Annotated in this window: 14 protein-coding genes; 3 read left to right on the top strand and 11 right to left on the bottom strand. The window is 47.4% G+C overall.

Translation table 11 applies throughout. The annotated features are described in order from the left end of the window. Positions 1-145: 145 nt before the first annotated feature. The 10 genes from FSB75_RS22020 to FSB75_RS08230 all read right to left on the bottom strand — a co-directional run bounded on the left by FSB75_RS22020 (position 146) and on the right by FSB75_RS08230 (position 10,525). The gene (locus FSB75_RS22020) at positions 146-655 is read right to left on the bottom strand and encodes a hypothetical protein (RefSeq protein ID WP_227990851.1); all 510 of its coding nucleotides are present in this window, start codon (positions 653-655) and stop codon (positions 146-148) included. A 162-nt stretch (positions 656-817) separates the two neighbouring features. Beyond that, positions 818-997, bottom strand: a complete 180-nt coding sequence (locus FSB75_RS08270; protein WP_146785470.1) for a tyrosine-type recombinase/integrase — start codon at positions 995-997, stop codon at positions 818-820. Positions 998-1,029: 32 nt separating this feature from the next. Further along, a complete protein-coding gene (locus tag FSB75_RS08265; protein WP_146785467.1) occupies positions 1,030-1,794 on the bottom strand; it encodes a LytR/AlgR family response regulator transcription factor in 765 nt (254 codons plus the stop codon). A gap of 2 nt (positions 1,795-1,796) precedes the next feature. Beyond that, positions 1,797-2,882 carry a sensor histidine kinase gene (locus FSB75_RS08260; RefSeq protein ID WP_146785464.1) on the bottom strand — a complete coding sequence of 362 codons (1,086 nt, stop codon included), beginning with the start codon at positions 2,880-2,882 and terminating at the stop codon, positions 1,797-1,799. Then, positions 2,879-3,937, bottom strand: a complete 1,059-nt coding sequence (locus FSB75_RS08255) for a sensor histidine kinase (protein ID WP_146785461.1) — start codon at positions 3,935-3,937, stop codon at positions 2,879-2,881. Before FSB75_RS08255 ends, FSB75_RS08260 begins: the two co-directional genes overlap by 4 nt. A gap of 256 nt (positions 3,938-4,193) precedes the next feature. After that, positions 4,194-4,784: a c-type cytochrome gene (locus FSB75_RS08250; RefSeq protein WP_146785458.1), complete on the bottom strand. Its 591-nt coding sequence runs from the start codon at positions 4,782-4,784 to the stop codon at positions 4,194-4,196. Further along, positions 4,772-5,017: a hypothetical protein gene (locus FSB75_RS08245; RefSeq protein WP_146785455.1), complete on the bottom strand. Its 246-nt coding sequence runs from the start codon at positions 5,015-5,017 to the stop codon at positions 4,772-4,774. The genes FSB75_RS08250 and FSB75_RS08245 overlap by 13 nt, the downstream gene beginning before the upstream one ends. A gap of 403 nt (positions 5,018-5,420) precedes the next feature. Continuing rightward, positions 5,421-7,259, bottom strand: coding sequence for a membrane protein insertase YidC (yidC, locus tag FSB75_RS08240; RefSeq protein ID WP_146785452.1), 1,839 nt, complete (start codon positions 7,257-7,259; stop codon positions 5,421-5,423). Positions 7,260-7,528: 269 nt separating this feature from the next. Then, the gene (gene nagA, locus FSB75_RS08235) at positions 7,529-8,632 is read right to left on the bottom strand and encodes an N-acetylglucosamine-6-phosphate deacetylase (protein ID WP_227990848.1); all 1,104 of its coding nucleotides are present in this window, start codon (positions 8,630-8,632) and stop codon (positions 7,529-7,531) included. A gap of 42 nt (positions 8,633-8,674) precedes the next feature. Continuing rightward, complete coding sequence (locus tag FSB75_RS08230) at positions 8,675-10,525, bottom strand: glycoside hydrolase family 9 protein (RefSeq protein ID WP_146785425.1); 1,851 nt, start codon at positions 10,523-10,525, stop codon at positions 8,675-8,677. Between the two features lie 215 nt (positions 10,526-10,740). Here FSB75_RS08230 and FSB75_RS08225 point away from each other — a divergent pair, with 215 nt between their 5' ends. The 3 genes from FSB75_RS08225 (at position 10,741) to FSB75_RS08215 (ending at position 14,193) form a co-directional block, all read left to right on the top strand. Next, positions 10,741-12,264, top strand: coding sequence for a glycoside hydrolase family 10 protein (locus FSB75_RS08225; protein WP_146785422.1), 1,524 nt, complete (start codon positions 10,741-10,743; stop codon positions 12,262-12,264). 94 nt (positions 12,265-12,358) lie between these two features. Further along, a complete protein-coding gene (locus FSB75_RS08220; protein ID WP_146785419.1) occupies positions 12,359-13,150 on the top strand; it encodes a S1/P1 nuclease in 792 nt (263 codons plus the stop codon). Positions 13,151-13,179: 29 nt separating this feature from the next. Beyond that, the gene (locus FSB75_RS08215; RefSeq protein WP_146785416.1) at positions 13,180-14,193 is read left to right on the top strand and encodes a zinc dependent phospholipase C family protein; all 1,014 of its coding nucleotides are present in this window, start codon (positions 13,180-13,182) and stop codon (positions 14,191-14,193) included. Between the two features lie 50 nt (positions 14,194-14,243). Here the strand turns inward: FSB75_RS08215 and FSB75_RS08210 are convergent, their stop codons facing one another. Next, positions 14,244-15,806 (bottom strand): NAD(P)/FAD-dependent oxidoreductase, encoded by a 1,563-nt coding sequence (locus FSB75_RS08210; RefSeq protein WP_146785413.1) that lies wholly within the window; start codon positions 15,804-15,806, stop codon positions 14,244-14,246. Position 15,807 lies beyond the last annotated feature (1 nt).

Genomic DNA, 15,807 nt, shown 5'->3' with positions numbered 1-15,807 from the left:
GATTTGAATTACTGATGATGAAAATAACAACTAAAGCTCAATTTATGTCGTCCTGCTGATAACCGGTGCTGATTAGCAATTTGCAGTCGATTGCTTTTTCGTCTGCCAGCCTATTGCAAAACTGCTGTTATGTGCTGTTTGTCGGCTAAGAAATTCTTCTAATTCTGGACAACCAATTTATTGTTCCGTGCTTCTTCCAAATTTTTGTCGCCCAAATACAACCTAAAATAAAACCGACAGAGGCAATTACAATAGCAACGATTTTTCCTGTCTCGTTGCTCCATTTTAAAAAGACAACAAAAGCAATAAGTCCAGCTCCAAGTGTCGCAGCTACTACGATTTGCAACCAGCCGAAAATTTCTAATAACAGTTCGACAAGTTTCATGTCACGATAGTTAAACCAGTATTGATGCATTTGTAACAAAAAGTTTTTATCGGTCACGCTGTAACCTGAAGTGTGCCCAATTACAGCGTCAATACCACAATTAGGACAAAGTGCTGTCTGCTCGTCGTCTGTCCACTCCTGAATGTCGCCAGGCTTGAAGACTGTCTGGCAATAAAAGCAGCAGCAGTTGTCACTTTGCAAAACTTCTTGCCTATGTCTAATTGAATGTTTGTGTGCAGCTAAAATTGTGTCTTGGTTATACTTGGTCACACTTAAACAATTTTGGTGCTGCAATCAATAGCACATAACACAATATTAGCCGACATCTTCCTTTCTTCCAAAAAATTAAGTCCTTCAAAATCAACGGGAAGCAAAAGGCAACCGCGAAAACCCAATGTCGGCAATACAACCCGCGAAATGTCGGCAATGAAACTAAATTTCACGCTGGTCTTTCCACAAATCATCCAAAGGACTGAGGATATTCACCAGCTTCTCTTTCGTTACGTGCAAATACCGAGCGGTTGTTTTAATGCTGAAATGACCCAATAAATCCTGAATGAAATGAATGGCCACGCCCTTCTCCAGCAAATGCGTGGCAAAACTGTGGCGCAAACTGTGAAGATGTTATATCCGTTGCCAATGGCTTACTTCCCCATCCACTTTTTAAAGTCGCTCACCTTCTCGCGGCTCACCAATGCCTCCTTATCCACTGCCGGTTTTAACTGAAGAATGAGCCGGTTGCCAAAGTAGTCGTCAATCTTTTCAATGGCCTCAATGCTCACGTAAAACGAACGCGAAATGCGGAAGAACTTGTCGGGGTTAAGCATGTCTTCCAGTTCTTCCATCGTATAATCCACCACAAACTTTTTGTTGTCTGTGGTTTTAAAAAAGTTCAGGCGGCCGTCGCTGTAGAAATAAGCAATTTCATCCGTGTCAATGGATACCAGCTTTTGGGCGTGCTTCACCAAAAACCGTTTGCGGTATTCTTTGGGTTGCAGTTGCTGCTGCAATTGTTTCATCAATGATTCTAATTGAATATCGGGCTTGCGTTCGCCTGCCAGTTTTTTGTATTTGTTTAAGGCCGCTTGCAGGTCTTCGGTTTGCACAGGCTTCAGCAAATAATCAACCGAATTAACCTTAAACGCCTTCAGCGCATATTCGTCGTAGGAAGTGGTGAAGATGACCGGCGCACGAACTTCCACCTGGTTAAATACTTCAAAGCTTTGTCCGTCGGCCAGTTCAATGTCCATCAGAATAAGGTCGGCGTTGTTGTTGGCCTGCAGCCAGTCCACCGTGCCCTGAATGCTGTCGGTAACGCCTACCACGTTCGCAGAAGGGTCAACGCCGGCCAGGGTTTTCTGCAGTTTTTTTACAGCCAGTTCTTCGTCTTCAACAATAAGGATGTTCATATTCAGTTGTATTTAGTTTCTTTTAAAAGCCAGCGTTCGGCCTCGTTGGCGTTGTTCCAGATCAGCGGCAGCACCACGGTAAAATTCTTGCCGTCTTCCATTACCTGAAAACCTTTTTGATTCAGCAACTCGTACTTGGCTTTGATGTTGTCAAGACCCACGCGGTTGCTCGGTGCTTTTACAGTGCGTCGTTGCAGGTTGTTGTTCACCACCAGTTTGTTGCCAGCCGTTGTAAAAATTTCAATCACCAGCGGGTATGTTTTGGAAATGACGTTGTGCTTCACCACGTTTTCCACCAGCAGTTGCAGCGTAAGCGAAGGCAGCAGGTAAGAGTGATAACGTTTGTCAATTTCAATGGTGAGTTGCAAAGCTTCGCCGTGCCGCGTTTTCAGTAAACCGTAATAGGAACGGATGAAACGGATTTCGTTCTCTACCGTGCTTAAGCCGTCTTCGTTGTTGCGCAACAGGTAGCGATAGACTTTGCTTAATTCGTTTAAAAAAACTTCGGCCCGTTGCTTGTCTTCGCTGATGAGCGAGGAAAGCGTGTTGAAGCAGTTGAACAAAAAGTGCGGGTTCACCTGGTTCTTCAACGAATCAAATTCGTGTTGCATCGCTTCCTGCTTCAGGCTTTCTTTTTCCAAAATGCTTTCCTTCATCCGCTCCACCACGTAATCCACTTCGAACAGCGTTACAAAAACGAGGTTCACGCTAAAGCCCACCATCAAGCCGTATTCAAGGTCGTTTGGTTTGATGCTGTAATCAATGATGTGAAAACGGTCGTACAGAAAAAAGATGAACAAGATAGAGACCGACATGGTCGGAATTACCAATAAGAGTAGTCGCTCCACGCGGTTGCGGGTTTGTTTCAGCGTTGGATAGCGGTGTTGAATCCAGTTTTGCAGCGCCACCTGTGCCCGCCACGATCCAATGCCGATGAAATAAATCAGTGGAAAGGAGTAAAGCCATATTGTGCTTTTGTGAAAGATTTCGTTGTCGTACAAAATAAAATTCAGCACAAAGTCAATGACCGGCATGGAGGCGATGAAACTGTAAGTCTGAAGACGGTTTGGTTTTAATTCCTGCATCATGCTTCGCCTCCCTTTTCTCGCAGCAGCGGCAACGATATGCAGCGTTGGGTTTCTTCATCGTTGATTACTACGCTGGCCGCGTTCAGCAACCGGTATTTCGCCACCAGGTTGTCCAACCCGCTTTCAATGTCCATGTCGTTGCTGATCATCTTGGGCTGGCGGTTGTTGCACACCCGGATTTCGTTCGTGCTGTTTGAGCAAACGTTTATCACCAGCGGCTTTGCTTTGGTCATGCTGTTTTGCGAGAAGGCGTTTTCAATAAGTACCTGCAAACTCAAAGGCGGCAGAAATTTTTCAAGGTCTTCTTCTTCGATACACAATTTCACTTGCAGGCTTTGACCAAAACGTTTTTCGAGTAAGTGCGTGTATGAGCCGATGAATTTTACTTCCGTTTGCAGGGTCACGAGTTGCTCGTCGTCGCCGCGCAGCATGTAGCGATAGACCTTGCTCATTTCGTTTAAAAAAACTTCCGCTTCGCCTTCGTCTTCCTGAATGAGCGAGGAAAGCGTGTTTAAACTGTTGAACAAAAAATGCGGGTTTACCTGGCTTTTTAAGCCAAGCAACTGGCTTTGCGTAAAGGTCTTTTTTATTTGTTCGGTTTCTTTCAGGTTTTCGCGCCAGTTGTTGTAGCGGGAGATGCCTTCCATCAACAGCGTTAAAAAAATGTTGATGATGGCCATGCACACGTAAGCCCAGATGAAACCTTTTTCGTTGAAGGTGTAATTGAAGGAAGGAAAAATTTCGTAGCCGTGAAAAAGCGTGAGCAAGAACACGCCGCTTAAATCAACAAAGCAAAAAATCATCAGGAACAAGCGCCGCGAGGTCTGTTCTTCGTGCGGCATACGGCGGCGAAGCAAAAGCGCAATGCCGCCGCAGGCTGTAAAATCAAGCGTGAAAACAAAAGCGGAGATGAGCGTTGTGGGTAAAAAAATGGTTCCGTCGGTAAAATAGCGGCTGCCAAAAATAATGCTGTTGAGCGCCATGGTAAACGGCAAGAGGGTGACGGCCCACACGAAGTAATCTTTGCCGCTGTATTCAGGAAGCTTCAGTCTCATCTGTATTTCAAATTACCGAGTTTTCTCCGTACAAAACGTGACCGTCGTTACGGCTCTTTCTTTCGGTTGGATGAACTGTGGAAAACCGCGTATGAATTGCATGATAAAAAAATAGCAATCGCCTGTTAGAAATAAGCAATCAGCAATGAGCAACAAGCAACCGGTACGCATCCAAACGAAACCATCGTTATGGTAATGACGTACCAATCACACCAGGGCTGTCCATTGCCAATTGCTCATTGCTGATTGCTTTCCGCTACTTCGCGCCGGTTGGCGGAATAGGCGCGGGCACTACGTTTGAGACAGGTGTGGTGCTTTTTAAATATGCAAAGACGGACTTTAGATCTTCGTCGGTAAGCTTGGCAAAGTTGAACCAGGGCATGGGCGGCAACAAGTCGCGGCCGTTCTCCAAGCCTTTTGACTTTCCGTGACGAATGGCGGTGATAAAATTTTGCTCCGTCCAGTTTCCGATGCCGGTTTCGTCTGAACTGATGTTGGCGGCAAAGGAGATGCCCCAGGGACCAACCGCGGAAGTCAGGTCACCGCCCAGCATCATGTAACCTTTTTTCAGGTCTGCTCCATCGGGTTTTACAACAGGACGGCTTGCGGGGTAGCCGCCGAAGCGTGTTTCAGGAATTACTTCGGGACCGTGTGCGCCCATTCGTTTGGGAGAGTGACAATCGTCGCAGCCAATGCTGTTCACGAGGTACTCGCCGCGCTTTACCATTTCGGCCTGGGTCGGGATGGGCTCTTCTTTTTTTTCTGATGATTTGGCGTTGCTGCAGGCATACAAGGCGCCTGCAAGAACGATGGCGGCAAGGGCCGCGGCGGCATTTACATTACGCATTTTTGGTTTGGTTTATGGTGAGAGAAATTTTCGTGTGTGAGCAACAGCGCGGGAAACGCAGGAAGAAACGTAGCGCAGCAAGCCGCCTCCGAAAAATGCAGGCTTTTGCCAAAGGCGGCCGGTGTCTTCTTTTTTGCGTTCAATGCCCGCTGTACATGAAAAACAACGGAGGCCAGCAACAGCAACACAATGGCCGTTGCGTTCAGTAGCGTGGCAGCGTCTTTCTGTTTCATAAGCTGTGTTTGAATTGGCTGCAAGCTATTCCCGCGCATTCGCAGGAGAAAGAAGGCTGTGTATGAGTTGAAGAAAAGGACGTATGAAATGCGGCGCAGGAAGAAGGCTTCACGCAAAGACGCGAAGCGGCAAAGGCACAAAGAAATTTTTATGTACCGGGCTTTTGTTTTTCATGGCATCGCCTGTTGCGTCGCACTCTTCATTCGGCTCCTACGGAGCCGTGAGGTATTGTCTGCTCGTCATCTTCTACCAAGATGCAGCGCCTGACGGCGCTGAATAGACTTACCGAACGTACAAGAGTGCGACGCAACGAAAGCTAAATAAATAGGTGAACGCTTGGTTCATAAAAGAAAAAGCCCAATCATGAAGTCTGATTGGGCTTTGAAGTATTTGAATGCGTAATTATTTCTTTCGTTGCTGCTGCACTTGCTTTTGTTGCTCCTGCATCTGCTCCATCCGTTCGGCCCACTTGCTTTTCGTCTTGGGCTTTTTGCGGTTGGCTTCCATTTTTGCCAGGATCTTGTCGTGGTCAATGATGTAAGTCTGAATGACGAACTGCAAGCCCAGCGTAATCAGGTTTGATACCGTGTAGTACCAGGTTAAACCCGCGGGCAATTTGTTGAACACAAACAACAGGATGAAAGGGAAAAAGTACGGCATGTACTTCATCACCGGATTGCCTTGGTCGGGCGTCATGCTCATGCTGTAAAGCGAAATGAGGAAAGACGTGAGAACCGCGGTGATGGTGAACAAACTTACGTGGTCGCCGTAGAGCGGAATGCTGAACGGGATGTGGAAGATGGAGTCGTACTGCGAAAGGTCGTTCGCCCACAAAAAACCTTGTCCGCGCAAGGCCACGTTGGAGTTAAAAAAGCTGTACAGGGCAAAGAAAATCGGGACTTGAAACAACGCCGGAATACAGCCACCCAGCGGGTTTACGCCGGCTTCGCGAAAGAGCTTCATTTGCTCCATGCTCATGGCCTGCTGGTCGCCGCCAGTTTTAACTTTCAGTTGCTCAATCTCCGGTCGTAAGACTTTCATTTTGGCGCCGCTCAAATAACTGCTGTACGTTAACGGCGAAATGATTAACCGAATGAGAAGCGTAAGCAGCAAAATGGCAATGCCGTAGTTGGGCGTAAACTTGCTGAAAAAATTAAAGGCCGGAAGGATGATGAAGCGGTTGATGTATTTGACAAAGGCAAACATGCCGCTGCCCAAATCCACCATGTCTTCCATGTCGTTGTGGTATTGCTTTAGCGTGGTGTAATCGTTCGGGCCGTAATAAAAAGCCAGTTCGGCTTTGTTGTTTTGCAAAGGCAATTGCATGTTGGCCGTTGCTTGCGCCACAATGTTGCTGCTGTCGGTAGGCGCCGACCAAATAAGATTGCCGCTGCTAAAACCGTTTTTGGCCAACAGGGTATAATTGAAAAACTGTTGCTTTACGGCCACCCAGTTTACCGTGCTTTTGAACTCCTTGCTGCCGCCGCCAATGGCGGTATGATTGTCAAAATTGCCCTCGAAGCGGTAACCGATTTTCGACTGCCCTCTTTCGTAAGAAATGTCTTTTTGTTGCTGCACCGCATTGGCCTGCCAGGTGAGGTTGAGCGTATTGCCGCCAATTACTTGTTGCGCCCCGTCAATGCTGATGGTAAAGTCCACCATGTAATTGTTCGGGTGAATCACAAACTGGTGAACGATCTCTTTGCCTTCGGCGGAACGGGCACGGTACGTAACCGTTGTTGAACCATCGGCTGCCGTTGCTTTTTCAGGTGCTGAAAAATAAAGGCTGTCAACGGCAACGGTTTTGTTTTGCGCGGCCGCAATGGTGTAATTGATGCGGTCGAAATCGGTAGCGCCCAACTTCACGTCCGAGCTGTCAGGGCCTTTGAATTTTTTCAATTCTACCAGCTTGGGTTGTCCGCCTTTGTTGGTGAACACCACTTTGATCAAATCGTTTTCAGCGGTCGTTGTTGCCTCGGTTCCTTGCAAGGCCTGCTGAAAACCGGCGCTGTCGGCTGCGGTATGCACAACCTGCACCGGTGTTTTTAATGTGTCCAGTTGTTGAAAGCGGGCTATTGAGTCAGTCGCTCTTTTGGTGCTGTCCTGAATTCTTTTTATCTCGTCTGTTTTGTGTTTCTCGGCGAGATAGCGGTTTTGTTCCTTGCTGTTAAACCAAAACATGCCCAAGAAAAGCAGCGCAAGAAGAACAAAACCAATAACGGTATTGCGGTCAAACTTCATTCTGTATCCTTATTAAAGGCGGCAAAGATAGCAGTTGGCGGCAAGTTTCAATTTTGATTAAAGAAGAGGCCGCAGGCTTCGGTCGCAGCAAAACAGGGCAGCCGGCTTTTTTAAGAAATCTTTAAGCTGGGGGATGAGGGATGAACGATGACGGATGACAGCAGGAACCGTTGGCCGTTGTTCGTTGATAGAAATTTCAAGATAGAGTTTCTCTTCGGCCAACGGCCAACGATCAACACCATCACCCTTCACTCCCATCTGTCATCTAATTACTGTTGATTCTTTCCTTCAAGGTAAACGCCGAGGACGTTGAAGTCTTCATCAAACAAAAGAATGTTGGCTTTTGCGCCGGCTTCGAATCTTCCCAAATCTTGTGTGCCGAGAAGATTGGCGGGATAAGTAGAAGCCATGCGCAGGGCTTCGTCCAAGGGAATGCTGCAATGCTGCACGCAATTTTTTACGGCTTGCAACAAGGTAAGTTTTGAGCCTGAAAGCGTTCCGTCGGGCAGTGTAAAGCGGTCTTCGGTTTTTACGTGCAGGTAAGGGCCTTCCGAACTTTCTTCCACCGCGTCGGTAATGAGAAAAAGTTTTTCGCCAAGCATTTTTTTACTTAGAACGACGGTAGAATAATCTACGTGAATGCCGTCAGCTATAATGCTGGCATAAACATTGGCTACCGCTGTTGCGCCGGGCAGGCCGGTGGCGCGGTGGTGCAGGGAAGACATCGCGTTGAAAAAATGCGTGACGGTTTGAATGCCGGCTTCAAAACCTTTCAGGCCTTCTTCGTAAGTGGCGTTGCTGTGTCCCGCCGAAACTATTACACCATTGTTTACCAAAAGCCGAATTACAGAAGGATCGGTTACTTCTGGTGCAAGCGTCACCATTTTTAAAATGCCTTGGGCCTCGTCGCACATGGCTTCTACTTCTTCGGTTGTTGGCACCTTAATAAATTCTTCAAGGTGTGCGCCTTTTTTCTCTTGATTGATATACGGGCCTTCCAGATGCAGGCCCAACAAAGCCGGATGCGGATTGTACCGCACGGTATGAATCGCGTCGCGGTAAATGGGAACAGAGTTGGTGGCAAGCGTAAGCAAAAAGCTTGTGGTGCCGCTCTGCACAATGGCATCGGTGATGGCTTGCAAAGCTTCTGCGGATGGTTTTGCAGAGAAGAGGTAACCGCCGGCACCGTAAATCTGCAAGTCAATCAGTCCCGGTGCAACATAGACACCTTTGCAATCAATGATTGTTGCATCGGTGGGTATCTTGTTGTTTCCGACGATTTCCCTGATGCCTTCCTCGTCAAACAACAAAGCTTTGTTTTCAATCCTTTCCGTTCCGGTAAATAAAATGCCGTTGGTTAATGCCGTAATCATAATCAAATGTGGGAAATAAAGGGCAGATGTTTTGTGCCGCTCTTATTTCTTTTTTGAAAGGTGTTGTTTCACTTCGGCTTCTTTGGCCGCAAGCAAATAAATGAGCGAAGCCGTGCCGTCCATCGTGGGCTCGTTGGTGCTGTAATCGCCGTAGTCGTCGTGGTAAACCGCAAGGCCACTTTGAAACGCTTCGTATTCATCGGGCTCGTAAAGCTTGATGCCGATGAGATTTTTATAGATGCTGGTATAAACCGGGCCGTCCACCAAACCACCGTCAATGGGGTAATGGCCGATGTGCGTGAAGGCCGAATGCGGATCGGTTGGTGTATCGCCATTCGCGGGCAGGCCGTAAACCATTGACGTGCCCCAGGGATTGCAGCCAAAAATCCAGTCAAAGTTTGCCTGTTCAAATTCTTCAAAGATTTTGTCCTTTGTTAATTTCTTGTACCAATAACATTGAATGGCGAAGGCGGTTGTGAGGTTGTTGCTGCACCAGATAAATGGCACTCCGCGATAGAAAGCATTTTGTTTTGCTTTAGCCCAAACTCTTTCAATGCCGGTTTTGTAATAGCCGGTGATGATTGAAAAATTAATTTTAGGATTTGGTTTGCTCAACTCTCTTTTTATGAGTTTAGCCGTTTCATAATGACCAATGTTTATAAAAGGATACCATTGGTAATGGTTTGCAGTGTCTTTGCCAAGCCAGGGAGTAATCGCTTCTTTTTTTGGCCAATACATTAAACCATCGAATTGATTGCCGCAATTACCAGTTCCGTTTTCTAAATCCATTTGGCAAATGCTTGCCCATCCTAACTCCTTGTCATCAGTCCAGTTTTCTTCCGCATAGATGTAAGGTGATTTTACGGATGCAGTTTGTGATACGCCTTCTTTTTCGTTGTAGTAACGATACGCTGACTTTGCTTTATAAAATAATGTCTTTGCAAAAGCAGAATCACGTATTCGAAAAATCATATTACCTAATGCAAACGCACTTGCGAATTTTCCAGATGTAGAAGAAACGCCAGTTGTGGCATTCATAAACTTTCCTCTTTGCTGCGGCTCACCGGAAACGAAATACGCTGGCCGTTCGTAGCCGCGTCCATAAAACGAATCTTCCTTTGGTATTCTCATGCCCATGTGGTCGCGGTCATCGGCTATTTGGTTGAACATCCATCCTTCACGTGGATTCATACGCAGGAGCCAGTCCAATCCCCACTTTGCTTCGTCGAGTACATCGGCAAGACCGTTCTTGCCGTCCAAACCATTGGCTAACTTTTCATCAGTAAATACAGTTGGAAAATCGCGGTAAGCAGCGAGCAAATGATAGGTGGCGTTGGCCGACGTGGTGCTGTATTGCAGGTAATCACTCGCGTCGTGCCAGCCGCCCCAAATGTTCAAATGCGTGCTGTCGGGCAAGCCTGATTTTGCACCGTACAAACTGTAACAACCGTGGGTGTGGCAACTGTCTTTCAAAAAAGGATTGAAGCCGCAACGCTGCTGGCGCATGTAGCGTAAACAAAAATCTGCCGCGCCTTTGTACACGTCATTGCCTATGTTGAATGTTGGTGATTCGGTTTCGCCAACTTTTAATTTGTACGTGCCAGGCTTTGTAAAGTATGAAAAATTGAGGCGATAGGTTTGCGAAAAAGGTCCGTATGCACCAAAAGCTTTGCCTGCATTGCCTGTCAGCACAACGTTGTTCGTTGTGGCATCAAGAAGTTGAAAAGTTTTTATCGTTGCGTCTTTCTTTGCGCACCACACGGCTACTTTTGGCGAAGAAGGTTTGTAGCCGAGAAGGTTGATGCGTATCCAGGCTTGCGGTGAATCTTTTTTAAATGAGGCAAGGAGAAGAATGAAAGCAGCAATAGAGGTATAAAACAAAATCCTTTTCATAAAGATTAATGATGCTGATAAAGTTGGCGGTAAAAAGTGAAACGACAGGCAGAAATTTATCGTTTGCTTTTTGCTGCGCAGCGTACAAAGCGCACAAGAGTGCGACGCAACGATGCTTAATAGAAAAATGAACTTCTGGTACAAAAATCTTTGTTCACTCCGCTGCGAAACGCTTTCGCAAAAACCATTTATGTTTGGCGTTCAAGTTCACCGCCATGACGAAAAAAATTCTTCGCCGTTTTCCTTTCCTCTTCGTTCTTTTTTCTTTCATTCAAACAACAAACGCACAAAATTTCCCGCCAACGGTTCTGGCCGCGCTGCCAAAAGCCGAACGTGAATTTCGTGCCGCATGGGTGGCAACGGTGGCCAACATCAACTGGCCGAGCCGTCCCGGTTTGCCGGTTGACAGCCAACAAAAAGAAGCCGTTGCCTTGCTTGATTTTTTAAAGGCAAATAATTTTAACGCCGTCGTTTTTCAGGTGAGGCCGCAAGCCGATGCGCTGTACCAAAGCAGCCTTGAGCCCTGGAGTTATTTTTTAACGGGCACACAAGGCAAAGCGCCGGAGCCTTTTTACGATCCCTTGAAATTTTGGGTGGAAGCGGCGCATGACCGCGGGCTTGAACTGCACGTGTGGCTCAATCCTTACCGTGCGCATCATCCGGCAGGCGGGCCGGTAACCGACAGTTCGATTGTCAAAAGAAAACCGGCCCTCGTTCTTCCGTTAAAAGACACGGGCTATTGGTGGTTCGATCCTTCCCTGAAAGGAACAAAGGAACACGCCACGGCCGTTGTTCTCGACATCGTTAAGCGTTATGACATTGACGGCGTTCACTTCGACGATTATTTCTATCCTTATAAAGAATACAACAAGGGCGAAGATTTCCCAGACAGTGCAAGCTATGCTGCGTATCAAAAAGCCGGCGGTAAATTATCACGCGGCGACTGGCGGCGGGAGGCGGTGAATTCTTTCATCGCCAATCTTTATACGCAGATTAAAAAGACAAAGAAGTGGGTGAAGTTTGGTTTGAGTCCGTTTGGCATCTGGCGACCGGGTTATCCCGAAGGCATTTGCTGTTTTGATCAGTACGATATTTTGTACGCCGACGCAAAACTTTGGCTAAACAAAGGCTGGGTGGATTATTTCTCGCCACAACTGTATTGGCCCATTAGCCGCATGAACACAAGTTTTCCTTTGCTGCTGGGTTGGTGGCGCGACGAGAATACAAAGAAGCGTCACCTGTGGCCGGGCATTAACGTGGGAGACACAAGCGGGAAGGCAACGCTTGAAGTGTTGAATCAATTGATGACGGACAGAGGCTTGCTTCCGCAAGACAAAGGCGTGATTCACTGGAGCATTGGCCAGGTGATAAAGAATGCCGCATTACAGAAAACTTTAACCGACGGACCTTACAAACGAAGAGCACTGGTGCCTGCAAGCCCATGGTTAGACAGCGTTCCGCCTGCGGCGCCAACGGCTAAAATTCAACGGATGGGCGATTCGCTCAACGTTGTTTTATTGCCGTCAACGGAAAAAGACGTCTTTCGCCGCATGGTGTATTTTCAATATCAAAATATACCCTGGAATTACGTTATCCTGAACCGGAATGAAAGACGCGTTACGCTTCCGTTGACACTGATGAGTGGGGGAAAGAAGCAACCGTTGCTGCACGTGCAAGTAAGCGCCGTTGACCGCACGGGCAATGAAAGCCTGAAGAAAGAATTGCCCTTTGCAAAGTAAGCCTGCGCACAAGCCATCGCACGGTTGTAAATCATTCATTCAAAGCAAAAGCGTTTACATTTGACGCCTTTCTGTATTCATCATTATTCGTTTTATGAAACCTGTAAACAAAATCCTTCTTCTTTTTTTCTTTTTTGCGCTGCCTTTTTATTCGCTTGCCTGGGGCGTGTTGGGCCACCGCATTGTGGGCGAAATTGCCGACAGCTATCTTACTGCAAAAGCCCGTGCGGAAATAAAAAAAATACTGGGTGATGAAAGCATCGCCATCTCGGCAAACTGGGCCGACTTTATCAAATCCGATTCAACCTACAATTACCTCAGTCCCTGGCATTACATCAATCTTGAGAGAGGGTTAAGCAAGGAAAGCGCAAAAGCCTTCCTGCTGAAAGACACGGCCGTTGACCTTTACACAAAACTGAATTTTGTGGTAAAGCAGTTGAAGACCAAAAGTCTTTCGCTTGACCAAAAGCGTTTTTATTTGAAGCTGCTCATTCATTTTGTGGGCGATGCGCACCAGCCGCTTCACGCCAGCGGAAAAGAAACAGCAGGTGGCAACCGTGTGCGGGTATTGTGGTTCAACAATCAGAGCAATTTACACGCGGTGTGGGATGAAGCTTTGGTGAATTTTCAGCAATTGAGTTATACCGAATACACGGCAGCTATCAATCACACAACGCTCAAGCAACGGCAGGCCTGGCAAAAAAACTCCATTGCGGATTGGATTACGGAGTCTTATCTGGTTTCGGAAACACTTTATCCCGAGATCACGGAGAAGGATCAGAAATTAAGTTACGACTACAACTTCCGTCACATCAAATCCGTGAACGAGCAATTGCTAAAAGGCGGCGTGCGGCTGGCCGGTTTGCTGAACGCTATCTTTGGATAAGGATCACGAGCCGTCTAAATAATGAAACAATGAAATCACTCCACCGTAAACTTGTTCCCTGTCTTTCCGTTGCGCTTTTAATTTTTTGCGGAAGCTGGGGCTTTCTCATGCACCGCACCATTACGCAGCTTTCAGTTTACCAGTTGCCGAAAGAAATGCAACCCTTCTTTGCGCAGAACATGGCGTCTGTGGTTCGCAACGCGGTACGGCCCGATGAAAGGCGGAATAGCGACCCAACAGAAGCCTCAAAACACTTTATTGATTTGGAGATGTACGGCAAAAACGCCGCGAACAAAATGCCGATGGATTGGGATGATGCCGTTGCCAAATATTCAAAGGATACACTGTTGAAGTACGGCTACGTTCCGTATTGGGTGATAACAATGAAAGACCGTTTGACCAACGCTTTTCGCAAAGGCGACAGGGACAGTATTTTGTTTTACGCCACCGACCTTGCGCACTACGTAGAAGACGCCAACGTGCCCTTGCATACTTCCGTTAATTACGACGGACAACTGACGAATCAAAAAGGTTTGCATTCGCTTTGGGAAAGCACCGTGCCTGAACTCATGATCCAGGGTTTTGATTTGGAAGGACAGAAAAAAGCAAAATATTTAAAGCATCCCGCAAAAGAAATTTGGAAGGCTGTGCGCCGTGCGGCAAAGTTGGTTTCCGATGTTGTCAACATCGAACGGGAAGTAAGTCTTGGCTTTGCCGACTCAACAAAATACCGCATTCAAATGCGCAGCGGCCGCGAAGTAAAATCGTATTCAACGGCCTTTGCACGAGCCTACGGCGCACGCATTCAAGGCGCGGTGAACGAACAAACCAAACACGCTGCTAACCTTGTCGCTGATTTTTGGTACACGGCCTGGGTAGATGCCGGCAAGCCGGATTTGAGCGGCTTGATGTCAAAAAAATGGGAAGCTGCCGATGCAGAGAAATTGTCAAACGAAATGAAAGCTTATCGCGAAAATGGCCTGTTGAAAAGCGGTTGGTTGCTGTCGAAGAAAAGTGCAGGCAACGAAGCCGAAAGCAATTGAAAATTGTTGATCGTTGGCCGTTGATCGGGATGACAGCTAACGAACATCGGTCAACGGCCAACGGTTACCGCCACCGCATCCGCCACTCTTTCCCCGTCCATCGCCGCACTCACAATGCCGCCGGCATAACCCGCGCCTTCCGCACAGGGATATAAATTTTTTATCTGCGGATGTTGCAAACTTTCGTCTCGCGGAATGCGAACGGGAGAGGAGGTGCGTGATTCGGTAGCAACAACCACCGCATCGTTGGTAAAATAACCGCGCATTCGCTTGCCCCATTCTTTAAACGCAATCTGCAATGCCTGATGAACAAAAGGCGGCAACACTTCTTTTAACGGAGCGGAATGAATGCCCGGTAAATAACTGCAATCGGGTAGGGAAGAAGAAGCTTTGTTGTTGACAAAATCAACCATGCGCTGCGCAGGCGCTACCAATTTTCCGCCACCGGCTTCAAACGCTTTTTGTTCGACGACTTGCTGAAAATACAATCCTGCTAAAGGGCCTTGTTTTTGAAATGCTTGAATATTTTTCTCGTCCACGCTTACCACGATGCCGCTGTTAGCATACGGGTTGTTTCGCTTTGACGGCGACCAACCGTTTACTACGATTTCTCCTTCGGCTGTTGCTGCTGGTGCAATAATACCGCCCGGGCACATGCAAAAAGAAAACACGCCTTTGCCGTTCACTTGCTCGACAAGCGAATAAGAAGCCGGTGGAAGATGAACGTCGCGAACTGGGCAGTGATATTGTGCGGCGTCTATCAAGGCTTGCGGATGCTCCACACGAACGCCAAGTGCAAACGGCTTGAAGTGAATCTCGATTTTCTTTTGATGAAGGAGATGAAAAATATCTCTCGCCGAATGGCCTGTGGCAAGAATAATTGCTTCACCAAAAATCTTATCGCTTTTGTTCACTACCACACCTTTCGCTTCAGCGTCTTTCAAAATAAAATCGGTGACTTTGTTTTGGAACAAAACTTCGCCACCGCATTCAACGATTTTCTCCCGCACGGCTGTGATGATGTGCGGTAGTTTGTTGGTGCCAATGTGCGGATGCGCTTCGTACAAAATCTTCTCCTCCGCGCCAAACTGAACGAGTGTGTTCAGCACCTTCATCACGTCGCCGCGCTTGGTGCTGCGTGTATAAAGTTTGCCGTCGCTGTAGGTGCCCGCACCGCCTTCGCCAAAACAATAATTGCTTTCGGGATTCACGATGCCTTCTTTGTTGATGGCGGCAAGGTCTCGTCTTCTTGCACGAACGTCTTTGCCTCGTTCCAAAAGAATTGGCTTGATGCCAAGTTCAATCAAACGAAGTGCAGCAAACAATCCCGCAGGCCCGGCACCCACAACGATCACCCGGCGGTTTGCGTTGTGAACGTCTTTTAATTGAAGCCGCGCCGGCTCTTCTTGTTGAAAGGGTTCGTCAATAAAAACGTTGATGGTCAGTTGCGCCCAAACTTGTTTGCGGCTGCGGGCATCAATGGATTTTTTAAGAAGCGTATAACCGGTGACTTGCGATGGTTTTACGGCGCAGGCTTGCGCAAGAATCCCTTTCAGCTTTACCGGATCTTCGGCTTCCAATGGAAGCAGTTTGATGGATAGTTTCTTTTGCATG

Origin of the sequence: Flavisolibacter ginsenosidimutans (assembly GCF_007970805.1) — a bacterium.
Taxonomy (GTDB): Bacteria; Bacteroidota; Bacteroidia; order Chitinophagales; family Chitinophagaceae; genus Flavisolibacter; species Flavisolibacter ginsenosidimutans.
The sequence above is the reverse complement of the archived record's forward strand: the minus strand, read 5'-3'. Positions and strand labels throughout refer to the sequence as shown.

Bases quoted from the DNA above. Each gene is read 5' to 3' on its own strand.
- FSB75_RS08265 (WP_146785467.1), bottom strand. From the start codon at position 1,794: ATGAACATCCTTATTGTTGAAGACGAAGAACTGGCTGTAAAAAAACTG.
- FSB75_RS08260 (WP_146785464.1), bottom strand. From the start codon at position 2,882: ATGATGCAGGAATTAAAACCAAACCGTCTTCAGACTTACAGTTTCATC.
- FSB75_RS08255 (WP_146785461.1), bottom strand. From the start codon at position 3,937: ATGAGACTGAAGCTTCCTGAATACAGCGGCAAAGATTACTTCGTGTGG.
- FSB75_RS08250 (WP_146785458.1), bottom strand. From the start codon at position 4,784: ATGCGTAATGTAAATGCCGCCGCGGCCCTTGCCGCCATCGTTCTTGCA.
- FSB75_RS08245 (WP_146785455.1), bottom strand. From the start codon at position 5,017: ATGAAACAGAAAGACGCTGCCACGCTACTGAACGCAACGGCCATTGTG.
- yidC (WP_146785452.1), bottom strand. From the start codon at position 7,259: ATGAAGTTTGACCGCAATACCGTTATTGGTTTTGTTCTTCTTGCGCTG.
- nagA (WP_227990848.1), bottom strand. From the start codon at position 8,632: ATGATTACGGCATTAACCAACGGCATTTTATTTACCGGAACGGAAAGG.
- FSB75_RS08230 (WP_146785425.1), bottom strand. From the start codon at position 10,525: ATGAAAAGGATTTTGTTTTATACCTCTATTGCTGCTTTCATTCTTCTC.
- FSB75_RS08225 (WP_146785422.1), top strand. From the start codon at position 10,741: ATGACGAAAAAAATTCTTCGCCGTTTTCCTTTCCTCTTCGTTCTTTTT.
- FSB75_RS08220 (WP_146785419.1), top strand. From the start codon at position 12,359: ATGAAACCTGTAAACAAAATCCTTCTTCTTTTTTTCTTTTTTGCGCTG.
- FSB75_RS08215 (WP_146785416.1), top strand. From the start codon at position 13,180: ATGAAATCACTCCACCGTAAACTTGTTCCCTGTCTTTCCGTTGCGCTT.
- FSB75_RS08210 (WP_146785413.1), bottom strand. From the start codon at position 15,806: ATGCAAAAGAAACTATCCATCAAACTGCTTCCATTGGAAGCCGAAGAT.